Annotated in this window: 12 protein-coding genes; 2 read left to right on the top strand and 10 right to left on the bottom strand. The window is 44.3% G+C overall.

Annotated features, from left to right (window positions below):
* Positions 1-173: 173 nt before the first annotated feature.
* The 4 genes from uxaC to C7460_RS20195 all read right to left on the bottom strand — a co-directional run bounded on the left by uxaC (position 174) and on the right by C7460_RS20195 (position 3,980).
* Complete coding sequence (gene uxaC, locus C7460_RS20210; protein ID WP_115869959.1) at positions 174-1,574, bottom strand: glucuronate isomerase; 1,401 nt, start codon at positions 1,572-1,574, stop codon at positions 174-176.
* Positions 1,575-1,584: 10 nt separating this feature from the next.
* A complete protein-coding gene (locus tag C7460_RS20205; RefSeq protein WP_185148308.1) occupies positions 1,585-2,352 on the bottom strand; it encodes an SDR family NAD(P)-dependent oxidoreductase in 768 nt (255 codons plus the stop codon).
* Positions 2,352-3,185: a 5-dehydro-4-deoxy-D-glucuronate isomerase gene (gene kduI, locus C7460_RS20200; protein WP_115869953.1), complete on the bottom strand. Its 834-nt coding sequence runs from the start codon at positions 3,183-3,185 to the stop codon at positions 2,352-2,354. The genes C7460_RS20205 and kduI overlap by 1 nt, the downstream gene beginning before the upstream one ends.
* Positions 3,186-3,320: 135 nt before the next feature.
* The gene (locus tag C7460_RS20195; RefSeq protein ID WP_115869952.1) at positions 3,321-3,980 is read right to left on the bottom strand and encodes an NUDIX hydrolase; all 660 of its coding nucleotides are present in this window, start codon (positions 3,978-3,980) and stop codon (positions 3,321-3,323) included.
* A gap of 110 nt (positions 3,981-4,090) precedes the next feature.
* Here C7460_RS20195 and C7460_RS20190 point away from each other — a divergent pair, with 110 nt between their 5' ends.
* Positions 4,091-5,110, top strand: a complete 1,020-nt coding sequence (locus C7460_RS20190) for a LacI family DNA-binding transcriptional regulator (protein ID WP_115869951.1) — start codon at positions 4,091-4,093, stop codon at positions 5,108-5,110.
* Between the two features lie 84 nt (positions 5,111-5,194).
* On the opposite strand, the gene uxuA is transcribed toward C7460_RS20190, so the two are convergent.
* On the bottom strand, positions 5,195-6,382 hold the full coding sequence (gene uxuA, locus C7460_RS20185; RefSeq protein WP_115869958.1) for a mannonate dehydratase: 1,188 nt from the start codon (positions 6,380-6,382) through the stop codon (positions 5,195-5,197).
* Between the two features lie 13 nt (positions 6,383-6,395).
* Positions 6,396-7,244, bottom strand: a complete 849-nt coding sequence (locus C7460_RS20180; protein ID WP_115869950.1) for an SDR family oxidoreductase — start codon at positions 7,242-7,244, stop codon at positions 6,396-6,398.
* A gap of 347 nt (positions 7,245-7,591) precedes the next feature.
* Here C7460_RS20180 and C7460_RS20175 point away from each other — a divergent pair, with 347 nt between their 5' ends.
* Positions 7,592-8,050, top strand: a complete 459-nt coding sequence (locus C7460_RS20175; RefSeq protein WP_115869949.1) for a hypothetical protein — start codon at positions 7,592-7,594, stop codon at positions 8,048-8,050.
* 559 nt (positions 8,051-8,609) lie between these two features.
* On the opposite strand, the gene C7460_RS20170 is transcribed toward C7460_RS20175, so the two are convergent.
* The 4 genes from C7460_RS20170 to C7460_RS20155 are packed head-to-tail and all read right to left on the bottom strand — an operon-like array spanning position 8,610 to position 12,684.
* On the bottom strand, positions 8,610-9,500 hold the full coding sequence (locus C7460_RS20170; RefSeq protein WP_115869948.1) for a DUF4340 domain-containing protein: 891 nt from the start codon (positions 9,498-9,500) through the stop codon (positions 8,610-8,612).
* Positions 9,501-9,508: 8 nt separating this feature from the next.
* Positions 9,509-11,017 carry a GldG family protein gene (locus tag C7460_RS20165; RefSeq protein ID WP_115869947.1) on the bottom strand — a complete coding sequence of 503 codons (1,509 nt, stop codon included), beginning with the start codon at positions 11,015-11,017 and terminating at the stop codon, positions 9,509-9,511.
* 14 nt (positions 11,018-11,031) lie between these two features.
* Entirely contained in the window at positions 11,032-11,757 is a 726-nt protein-coding gene (locus C7460_RS20160; RefSeq protein WP_115869946.1) for an ABC transporter permease, read from the bottom strand.
* Between the two features lie 3 nt (positions 11,758-11,760).
* Complete coding sequence (locus C7460_RS20155) at positions 11,761-12,684, bottom strand: ATP-binding cassette domain-containing protein (protein WP_115869945.1); 924 nt, start codon at positions 12,682-12,684, stop codon at positions 11,761-11,763.
* Positions 12,685-12,719 lie beyond the last annotated feature (35 nt).

Below are 12,719 nucleotides of genomic sequence, written 5' to 3'. Positions count from 1 at the left end.
GGTACACCATAGTTGGCAAGAGATACCGCCACATTGGACTCACCACCACCATACACCACATCAAATGATGAGGCTTGAGAAAATCGCAAAAAGCCTGGAGGTGCCAGGCGAAGCATGATCTCTCCGAAGGTTACTACTTTTTTTGTCATGATATAATATTAGTTGATCAGTTGTTAAAAGTTGAAATAATTTCTCGCATTGTGGTAGCAGATATCTTCTACTACACTTCCTAGCCATTCGATATCATTGGGCAACTCACCATTCTCCACATCATTTCCTATCAGGTTGCACAAAATCCTTCGGAAGTACTCATGCCTCGGAAAAGACAGGAAGCTACGGCTGTCAGTAAGCATACCTACAAACCTGCTAAGCAGCCCCATATTGCTTAAAGCATTCATTTGGCGCTCCATTCCATCTTTTTGGTCCAAAAACCACCATCCCGAGCCAAACTGCATCTTACCGGGTGTTTTTCCATCCTGAAAATTACCAATCATGGTAGCGAATGCTTCATTGTCTTTCGGGTTCAAATTGTATAGAATGGTTTTCGCCAGCTGATCGGTATCGTCCAGTTTGTTGAGAAACTTACTGAGAGCCTTTACCTGATCAAAATCACCGATAGAGTCATAGCCTGTATCCGGACCAAGTTGCCGCATCATGCGCTCACTATTGTTGCGAATGGCCCCCAGGTGAAACTGCTGTGCCCATCCCTTAGAATGATACATTTTGCAAAGCTCTGTAAGCATCCCAAGTCGGTATTGCTTTACTTCTAACTCACTGGGCACCTTGCCTTTCAGCAGGTTTACGAAGATGGCTTCCAGATCTTTTTGTGTCCACTCCACATCGTCCAGTTGTTCCAATCCATGATCAGAAAGTCTACCTCCTACTTCATGGAAAAATTCTACACGCTGCCAGGCTGCACGCAAGAGGTCGTCAAAATTTCCAATACTGAAGCCTACAGCTTTTTCCAGTTTTTTGAGGTATGCTTTATATGAAGCAGGATCTTGCACTGCATACAACTTATCCGGACGAAAAGTAGGCAATACTTTTACTTCAAACCCTTCATCTTTAAGTTGCTGGTGGTATTCCAATGAATCCGCCGGGTCGTCTGTAGTACAGACCACCTCGACGTTCATTTTCTTTAGAAGGTTTTTACAAGAGAATTCTTTAGAACTGATTTGAGCATTGGCTTTTTCAAACACCTGCTCTCCCGTTTTTCCGCTAAGAAGCTCATTGATACCGAAATATCTGCGTAGCTCCAGGTGCGTCCAGTGATAAAGTGGATTTCGTAAAGTGGCCGGAACCGTCTCCGACCACTTCACAAACTTATCTTTATCAGATTGATCACCCGTAATGTAAGACTCGTCCACGCCATTGGCTCTCATGGCCCTCCATTTGTAATGGTCGCCCTCCAGCCAGGCCTCGGTGAGGCTGTTAAACACCCTATCCTCCGCGATATCCCTGGGGGGCAGGTGGTTATGGTAATCAATAATCGGCATCCTGGAAGCGTAATCATGGTAAAGCTTCCTGGCAGTCTCAGTTTCGAGCAAAAAATCTTCTCCTAAAAACTCCTTCATTGTTGGTCTGTTATCTTCCCATCCAGCCGCCATCTACGGTTACGATGGATCCATTCATATAATTTGAAGCCGCACTTGCCAAAAAGACAGTTGGCCCTTTAAAATCTTCTGGATTACCCCATCTACCCTGCGGAATACGACTGAGTATTGCCTGGCTGCGATCTGGATCATCTCTCAGCGCTTGCGTATTGTCCGTAGCGATATAGCCAGGAGCAATAGCATTGACATTTACTCCTTTAGCCGCCCACTCATTGGACAGTGCCATAGTCAACTGACCGATGGCTCCTTTGCTGGCTGCGTATCCGGGCACGGTAATGCCTCCCTGGAAAGTAAGTAGCGATGCTGTGAAGATGATTTTACCACTTCCACGCTCTACCATGGTCTTTCCGATCTCTCGTGAGATTACAAATTGTGAATTGAGGTTTACTTCGATCACTTCATCCCACATTTCGTCTGGATGCTCCGCTGCAGGTGCACGCTTGATGGTGCCTGCATTGTTGATAAGTATATCTATTGTAGGGTTTTCTTCTTTTACCTGTTTCAGAAAGGCATGCAATGCCTCTCTGTTGGAGAAGTCACACTGATAGGCTTTGAATTTACGTCCCAGAGCAGTTACTGATTTTTCCACTTCACTACCCGAAAGCTCCAAAGATGCCGAAACACCAATAATGTCTGCTCCAGCCTCTGCAAGGCCTTCAGCCATAGCTTTACCTATTCCGCGCTTACATCCTGTTACCAGCGCTACTTTTCCTTCTAAGTTGAATGTATCTAAAGTCATTATTTTACGTCAATTAATTGTTCACCATCCATATCTGTAAAGGCTTTGTTTTCACCGGCCATACCCCACACAAATGAGTAAGCTGAAGTACCCGCTCCTGAGTGAATAGACCACTCCGGTGAAATCACCGCCTGGTGATTATGCATAGCTATGTGACGGGTTTCCTGAGGATCACCCATGAAGTGCATGACCAACTGATCTTCTGGAAGATCAAAGTAGAAGTACACTTCCATTCTACGGTAGTGCGTATGGGGAGGGAATGTATTCCAGATGCTTCCTGGATGTAGGGTGGTGAAGCCCATTACCAGCTGGCAACTTTGGATTCCATCTTCATGAATAAACTGATAGATGGTACGCTCGTTGCAGTTTTCTTTTGTTCCAAGATTTACCTCGTTAGCATCTGCCAACGTAGCTTTCCTGGTTGGGTATTCCTGGTGTGCAGGACTTGAGTTGATATAGAACAGTGCTTGCTCAGAACCAGCATTATCGAAAGACACCTTTTGCTTGCCCTTACCTATATAAAGACACTCACGGTTTTCCAGGGTAAACTGCTCTCCGTCTACAGTCACTGTACCTGTACCGCCCACGTTGATCACGCCAAGCTCACGACGCTCCAGGAAATACTCAGACTTTGTAAGGTCTTCAAAAGCAGGCAACTCTAAAGCTGAGCCATCAGGAGTTACTCCGATCGTTACCATGCGATCGTGCATAGAATATACAGCTGTGATCTCACCTTTCTTAAAAACCTCCTCAATCAGAAATCGCTCCCTGATCTCGTCGGTGGTGTAGATCTTAAAATCTTCTGGATGAGTAGCAAATCTTATCTCGCTCATAATTAGCACTTTAAATCAATGATGTAAATTCTGGTTTTTATTTCTGTGTAATTTATACACAGTTTACAAGAATTACAATTTGATTGATAGAATTCCTTCCATTTTTCAAATTTTCATTTCAAATGAGCGCTTTGCTTACTTTTTGATCCGATAGAGCTCCGGACCACCTCTTACGCCCGCCTTCTTTTCGTTAGTGGGTTGTAACAGCTCCATTTGCAGCATTTTTTTACGAAAGTTTCTGCGGTCAAGCGTTTCCCCTAGTATGCTTTCATAGAGGTCCTGTAGTTCTTTCAGTGTGAATTTTTCTGGAAGCAATTCCCCAAAGAGTAGTTTTCGTTGAAGGTTTTCCCGCAGTTTCACCAATGCATCTTTGAAGATTTGGTCGTGATCGAATCCTAACTGTGGTATTTCCTCCAGTGGATACCATTTTACATCCGAAATATAGTTTTTAGCAATCACAGGGTGGTTTTCTGGTTTGATCAGCGCATAAAAACTAATGGTCACGGCACGCTTTACAGGGTGACGATCCACAGCACTGTAGCAGCCAACCTGCTCGTGATGTATGCCGTGTATGCCTGTAAGACTATACAGCACACGATTCATCGCTTCCTCAACCGTCTTGCCCTCCTCCATTGTACCACCTGGCAGTAGCCAAAAGTCCTTATAGGGCTCCACTGCCCGTTTTACGAGCAGCAGCTTGAGTTCATCTTCCTGAAAGCCAAAAATGGCACAGTCTACCGTGATGGTACACTCATACGATGATTCATTGACTGTGGAAATTGGCTTTTCTTTCATGAGGATTGTAATTGCAAATGCGCCAAATTAAATGAAAATGAACTAAATATGCTGTGCAATCCATTACACCTTTTCAATTTAACCTCAGAACAAGCAAATAATTACGATTTTTGAAACAGCAAAAAACCACCATCCATGATATAGCCAAAGCGCTCAACACTACTGCTTCTACAGTATCGCGAGCACTCAACAACCACCCCAGAATCAGCCAAAAAACGAAGGATAAAGTAGCCGAAATGGCTCGAAAGCTGGGTTATGAGCCTAACACCATGGCCTCTTCCCTTCGGTTGGGGCATTCTAAAATCATCGGCATCATTGTACCCTATGTAGATCGTATTTTTTTCTCTTCGGTCATCAGAGGCATTGAAGAACAAGCCCGCAAACACGGGTACAACGTCATCATCTGTCAGTCGCATGAAAAACTATCCAAAGAAATAGAAGACGTCAATACGCTACTAGCAGCACAGGTGGCCGGCATCATTATTTCTATCAGTAAGGAAACCAGAGATGTTACACATTTGCTACGCGTGCAAGAGAAGGGTAAACCACTCGTGCTATTTGATCGCACATCTGCCCTACTGAAAGCTCCTTCAGTGACGATCAATGATTTTGACGGGGCCTATCAGTCGGTAGTACACCTTATCAAAAATGGATACCAACGCATCGCTCACATAGCTGGAGACTTGTCTGTGAGTATTTTTAAAGACCGATTAGAAGGCTATAAAAAGGCACTCCGTGATCATCAGGTGGAGCTCCATGAGGAATGGATCATAGAAGCTCCCAGTGATGTGGCAGCTGGCCGGCCGGCAATCGAAAAATTAATGCAGAAACCAGTGGCGCCTGATGCCTTCTTTTTTTCTTCAGATTTCACCGCTTTAGGTGCAGTAAAACACCTTCAATCCATCAATTTCAAAATTCCTGATCAAATAGGCATTGTTGGCTTTGGCAACGACCAGGTAACGCAGTATTTCAATCCAGCATTGTCTTCTGTAGATCAAAAAAGCATCCAGATGGGTGACGAAGCTGCCCGGATTTTCATGGATTGCCTACAACATGGCTCCGATACTACCAAACAGGTGGTATTAGCCCCGAAACTGATCGTCAGAAAATCTTCCTGCCCTTCGGCATAGCCTTCTAAAAATAAAAAACCCAGTACCAACAGGCACCGGGTTTCTATCTAGAAATAACCAAAAGGCTATTGATTGAAGGCTCTTTTAGAGTGATTTGCGAATGCCGAGTTCTAAGCCTCGCAGCTCAGCCAACCCACGCAATCGCCCAATGGCAGAGTATCCTGGATTGGTCTTTTTTGCTAAATCATCGAGCATTTGGTGCCCATGATCTGGCCGCATAGGCATGCGAAAGTCTTTTCGTCCGGCAGCCAATCTCTTGTTTTGTTGCAGCACCAGCTCCTTCATAACGCCATACATGTCCACGTCTCCATCCAGATGATCTGCTTCATAAAAGTTACCTGCGGCATCTCTTTTTGTAGCTCGTAAGTGTATGAAATTTATACGATCACCCAGGCGATTAACCATACCTACCAGATCGTTATCAGCACGTACTCCATAAGATCCAGTACAAAAGCACAATCCATTATTTGGACTTTCATAAGCCGCCAAAAGTTGTTTGGCATCAGCCTCAGTACTCACTACTCTAGGCAATCCTAAAATCGGGAATGGAGGATCGTCTGGATGAATGGCCATATTTACGCCTGCTTCCTCTGCAGCAGGTATAATGGCTTTCAAGAAATCGTACAGGTTATTTCGAAGTTCCTGATCACCGATTTCCTGGTAGGTGTCAAGCACTTTTTGAAACTGATCTACCGTATATCCCTCTTCTGCTCCGGGGAGCCCGGCTATGATATTGTTGACCAGAAGCTCTTTATCAGCCGCTGACATCTTGTCAAAAACCTCTCTGGCTCGTATTTTTTGATCTTCAGAATAGCTGCCATCCGCCCCGGGACGCTTTAGCAAAAACAGCTCAAACGCCGCAAATTGGGCCGCATCATAGCGAAGCGCTTTGGAGCCATCCGCTACCTCATAAGCCAGGTCGGTACGGGTCCAATCGAGCACCGGCATGAAATTGTAACAAACAGTATCTATACCACAAGCACCCAAGTTGCGAATACTTGTCTTGTAATTTTCTATGTATTTCAAAAAATCCCCTGATCGCTTTTTGATGTCTTCATGCACAGGAATGCTTTCTACTACTGACCAGCTCAGCCCAGCAGCTTCTATCTCCTCTTTACGTTTTTGGATTTCTTCCTGTGTCCAAACTTCTCCATTCGGTATATGGTGCAAAGCCGTCACAATTCCTGTGGCTCCGGCCATTTTGATGTGCGAGAGCGGAATATGATCATTTGGACCATACCATCTCCAGGTTTCTTCTAATTTTTCTTTCATAGGACTGTTCATATTACACACCACTAAAAGCGCTAAACCCACCATCTATGGGCACTACCACGCCAGTTACAAATTTGGATCCTTCACTACACAGCCAAAGCAGCGTACCTTCCAGATCCTCAGCTTCGCCAAATCTCCCCATTGGAGTATGCTCCACTATGGTATTGCCTCTGTCAGTAAGACTACCATCTTCTTTAGTCAGCAAGCTTCGATTTTGGTCGGTAAGGAAAAAACCTGGTGCCAGCGCATTGACGCGAATGCCCGTTTTAGCAAAATGAACCGCCAGCCATTGGGTGAAATTACTCACCGCAGCTTTGGCACCACTATATGCAGGTATCTTGGTGAGTGGTGTGAAGGCATTCATCGACGAAATGTTGATGATGGAGCAACCTTCACGACCCACCATTCCTTTAGCAAATACTTGTGTGGGTAACAGCGTACCTATAAAATTCAAGTTAAAGACAAATTGTACACCATCAGGATCAAGGTCGAAAAACGTAATGAGCTCTTCACTACCCTTCATGTCTTGAGGATCAAAAAATGGTTTAGATGTAGTCCCTTTTGGATGGTTACCACCTGCACCATTAATAAGAATGTCACAAGGTCCAAATTCTTCGCTCACGACCTGCTCCGCGGCCTGAAGGCTTTCCAGCTCCAGCACATTGGCTTCCACTCCTATAGCAGTACCGCCGGCTTGTCTAATAGTAGCAGCTACTTTGTCTGCATTTTCTTTTCGCAAATCTAAAATGGCCACCTTGGCATTCTGTCGCGCCATTGTCTCGGCCATAGCTCCACAAAGCACCCCACCACCCCCAGTGATGACGATTACCTTGTCACTTAATTCTTGATAAATGGGATTCATAGTAATTGTGTCGGTCTATTTCTGTGTAATTTATACACAGTTTGATGATTTACAAAAAATCATCGTGTATTCTGTGTCAGAAATGTAATAAATGAAACCAGAATGGCATTAAATAAAAACCTCCTCATCCAATCATACATCTCTGCACCGCTTATCAATAGCGTGTAAAAAGTTTAATTCAAGCTGGCATAGGGTAGAATAAACAATACCAAACATCATAGAATAACATGTAATTCATTACACATTAATAAATGATATTACACATCACATAGAAAATCCGTTATATTTACGTTTGATAAAGAAGTACATTTTCTTAACTTCAAACGTCATAATTAAAACCAATAAGAATGCGTAAAATTCAAAACCTATTCCTTTTTGCCTTAGTAATCTCAACTGCTTTATTTACTGCCTGTGGTGAGTCAGGTGGGGATGATCCAAAATCTGAAAAAGAATTAACTCTCGAAGCACTAGCCGGAACCTGGACACTAGACGGGTCTGCATCGCAGTTTGCTAATACGGGTCTTGATGGATCAGGAACAACAGTAGTGATCTCTGAAACTGGTTTCACCATCGATGGTGGCCTGAAAGAGTATGTTTCTCAAGGATCTTTCTCTGTTACCGAAGAAGGTACTTTGAGTGCTGGAGCTGTGACAATCGCCTCTACTTCTATCGAACTTGATGGTGATGTATCAGTTTCTCTAAACGCTGCAAAAACACAAATCACCGTATCTTTCAATACCAAGCAGTCTGAAGGACGTGTAAACGGTATCGGAGCTTTCGTTCTTGTTTTTGTAAAAGCATCTTAAGAAAAATAAAACACACAAAAGCTTAAAAAGCCATAGCCTCGCCGGTTATGGCTTTTTTTAGGGCTCACTTGTTAATTCCTTTTAAGTCCTCAAGCCGGACGGGCTCTTACTTTTTGGCTTGATCCAAAACCTAAGGAAAAAGATCAAGGCTGTGAAGAAATTTGCTAAAATTTGATCCTGAGGCCGGAAAAACATAAACTCGTCCTCCTTCGTCGGACATCAAACAGTATGTTTTTCTAATCGACCTCACGATCAAAATTCTTCACGCATTTTCTTCAAGGCCACTCAAAAAACCTCAAAAATGCTGAAAATCACACCTTTTTTGAGGTTTTCGCATACAATATACGAGATTGAAATACCCCCTCAGAGTTCATAGAAAGGCATTTTTTACTAAAAAGTATTTATCAAGGACGCCCTTTTTATACCCTACCAACCACTTCCACAATCACCCATGTGCTATCATCCTTTGCAGCTTTGGCTATTCCACTCACGAACAGACATAAAAAAAGCCTGAAGATGATGCTCCTCAGGCCTTCCTTGATAGCTACAATAGTGCTATTTAATCTGCTTTTACGAACTCAGACTTTCCTTTAAAGATTTTATCAGCCAGACTTTCATCCTTCCAGTATTCTTCTCTGTTGTAGGAGGATGACACTCCACTGTTAGAATAGCCTTTAAGCACATGCGTAGCCTCTCCTGTGCTGATTGCCACGTCATACAATTCCACTGCATTTTCATTTTCACCAAACTTTCGAGATGTCAAAAACTGCAGTCCGTTGAGGTATTTCGCCACTGCGGTAGAGTCAGCTTCCTCCTGACCATCGATCATCCACCCTTCAGTTTGCTTTGTCAAAGTGAAGGCACTATCTGTGTAGTTAAATGCTACAGACTTTACAGAATCTCGCTTGATCTTCAGCACATCATCATTTCGATAGTCCTCACCACCTGTGCCAATGCTCATTTTCATAAAATTGTTGGCTACATACACGTCTGACTCCTCGGTAAGCCGCACATAAGAGTAAAAAGAGCGCTGCCCCTCTACTCCAAATCTTCCAAGGATGATATCGAGTGCTTTGTCACCACTTTCATACACGACCACACGCGTACCAGACTCTTCATCTACTTGAAAATCCTTCCACGCTTCTTCAGATCGTGATGCCAACCTACTCGGCTCTATTTGCCCCAGGTTGTTGAGTAGGCCATGCACGGTGGCGTCATCACCGGGTTTTTCACCGTTTACGGTCCATTGTCCATTCTTTCGTTCCAAGACCGTAGTATCTTCCGGAGATTGAATTTCTATTTTGGTCACTTTGGCCGTATCCAGCTCTACCAGCGTCTCGCGAAATGACTTACTGCGTTCGTTGCCACCAGTAAACTTGAGCACAAAAAACACACCGATTAAAACGGCGAGCACGGCCAACAACAATGTGATTTTATTTCCTTTCATCATTGATTCATTTAAGATTCAAAATTTCCTTGCATCCATCTCTGGCGTCTTCGCTGATTTCGTGACTTGCGCACGAAAGCATAGATTAGGATGAGCACTATTGGAGCAAAGACATTACCATATTTCAGCATGGTCTTAGTCCCTTCTTCTACCTCATCCAATGGACGTGAAGTAATCCCTTTAGTTCTAAGGTTAATCAGTCCGGTATCATCAGATATCCAATCAATGGCATTGGATGCCAGGTTGATATTGTCTTCGTTTTGCTGCTGTGGACGCTGGCCTTCACCATTCACACAGAAGGCACCATTAGCAACTACCACAATCTTTGACAGACCATTGTCCAGCCCGGCAGCCAGTGTCTGCCCCCCTAGAGGGAAATCCGCTTTACTCCACTTGCGCTGAATGTCTACATAAGTAGGTGGTGACACGGTCCCGGAATTTTGCGATGACAGCACCAAAGGGAACTGCGACCAGGTGGTATCATTGTTATTAAAAGAAAGGTTGGATACGAACGGAAAGATCACAGACTCGAGCCCTTGAGTAATAGGGTGGTCTTCAAAATTGGTAACCGTAGGAAAATACGGAAACTCCACTTGAGTATTGATAGTGAAAAAGCCCTGACGCTGCTGCACATTTACTGGCTGACACTGAGCATCTACCACAAACTGTTTACCAATCTGCACACCTTTTTCAGTGAGCCAGTTGATAAGCCCTACTTCATTGCTGGCAGAAAGCAGCCCTTGTTGGAGATCTCCTTCCACACTACTGTGCGCTACAAATAGCCCACCACCCTGCTGTAGGTAGTTGTCTAGCTTTTGAAACGACGCTGCATCTACAGAATCCTTTGGATTGATCCAGATCAGCGACCTGTAGTACGCAGGCACGGCACTGGTATCCTTGATACGGAAAGGCTCCACCTCGTACAATACGGAAAGTTGCTCCATGAGCTGACCTATCGCTTGTAGCGATGGTTCACCATGTCCTTGTATCAAACCAAGCTTAGGTTTATCTGCAATAGACACCTTTTTAATTGCAGTGGTAAGGGCGTATTCCATAGCTGCACCAGGCTGTATCAGCGGTATGATCTCGGTTCGATCATCCATTTTGAGTACCGCCCCCATGTATGCGCGCATCTGCTGCACCTGATCTCGCTCGGTTACATTGATCATTACTGGCCGGATACCATTTTGCATGGCGTCCTGCTCGGTCTCATCGCTTTCGTTAGGGTTTACAAACTCAAAGACGATGTTGCCTCCAGAGCGGTTTTCATACTCTACCAACTGATCCTGAAAATCCTGTTTGTTCTTAATCAACTGGGGCGGCAGGTCCTCTGAAAAATAAGCAGTAATAGTTACTACCCCATCCAGCTCATCGATTACATCTTTGGTGGCCTTACTAAAGGTATAGCGATTGTCTTCGGTAAAATCGAGACGGAAATAAAGTTCGTTCGATAGTAAATTGGCCACCACGATGATCGCCAGCACAATCACTAATTGGATAATGATATTTTTTCGATTCATCTCTTAATTACGGTTTATGATTGCCAATTTCTTTTTGATAACATCACCTGCGATGCCAGTATACCTGCCGCTATGATAGAGCCAAAGTAGATCAGGTCACGGCTATCCACTACTCCCCGACTCATAGACTCAAAGTGGCTGGTCATACTGAGATAGAGAAACAACTCACCAAAAAATCCACGAAGCGTACCGCCCAGCACATTGAAGAGTAGCTGAAAAAAGATACCAATAAACAAAGCGATCAAAAACGCAACGATCTGGTTTTGGGTGAGACTACTGGCAAACAAGCCGATACTGATATAGCTGGCAGACAGCAGCAATAACGCGAAGTATCCACCAATCACCGCACCGTCATCTATATTGCCGAGCTGTGAAATGGTAATGTAATAAGGTAGCGTACACACCAGCGCAATCAATACGAGTATCAGGCAAGCGAAAAATTTGCCCCATACAATCTGACTGTCACTCACAGCTTTGGTAATCAGCAGCTCGATGGTGCCAGCTTTGTTTTCTTCCGCAATCATCCGCATAGTGATAGCGGGTATAAAAAAGAACAGCGACCAAAACGCTATACTGTAAAACACTTGCATACTTGCCTGATTGAGCAAAAACACATTGGAACCTACCAGCCAGGTAAACAGACCACTAAGTCCCAAAAACAAGATGATCATAACATAAGCAATCAGGGAATCGAAGAAGGATGCAAGCTCTCTTCGTGTAATTATCCAAATTTTGCTCATAGCTTATTTAGTTAGTTTTTGGAAGACATCCTCCAGACGTGTCTCCTGTCCGGTCATGTCTAATAAGTACCATTTATTTTTTACGCAGAGATCAAATATCTCCTTGCGTGAAGAAAGGTCGGGCTTGCTTTGCACTTGCAGCCATCCGTCCTTACCATCGATGGTGGACACTTTCTCCACAGAGGCCAAAGAGCGAACAGCTGCTTCTGCTGCCGACGTATCTGCTTCGATGTGCACTTTGAGCAACTCTTGCCCCTGAGACTGACTTCTCAGCGTGTCTGCCGTACCATCCGCTACGATGCGCCCTCGGTTGATGATCAGTATGCGATCACAAGTAGCTTCTACTTCAGAGAGAATGTGACTACTAAGAATTACTGTTTTTTCTTTACCCAGCTCTTTGATCAGCTTTCGGATCTCCACGATCTGGTTAGGGTCAAGACCGGTAGTAGGCTCATCGAGAATCAACACCTCCGGGTCATGAATCATGGCCTGTGCAAGTCCTACCCGCTGGCGATAGCCTTTAGACAGCTCGTTGATGTTTTTGTGCTTTTCACGGTCTAGTCCGCAGCGCTCAATCATCTCACCTATGCGGGTGGGAATCTGAGATTTAGCAACGCCCTGTATCTCCGCCGTAAACCGTAGGTAATCTACGATAGGCATATCCAGATAAAGAGGGTTGTTCTCCGGAAGGTATCCGATCTTTCGCTTGATAGCTTCCGGGTTTTGGTGGATGGAGTCATTGTCCAGCCGCACATCACCTGAGGTCGGGGCCATGAAGCATGTGATGATCTTCATTGTGGTACTTTTTCCGGCACCATTGGGCCCCAGAAATCCTACCACCTCCCCTGTCTTAATCTCAAATGATATGTCATTGACAGCTTTTTGCTCACCATATTTTTTGGTGAGATTTTCTACTACTATTGACATAGGTTCATTGGATTAATCAAAAATTTACAAGTTTT

Source organism: Marinoscillum furvescens DSM 4134 (genome assembly GCF_003386095.1).
Lineage (GTDB): Bacteria > Bacteroidota > Bacteroidia > Cytophagales > Cyclobacteriaceae > Marinoscillum > Marinoscillum furvescens.
This window is presented reverse-complemented; position numbering and strand designations above follow the sequence as displayed.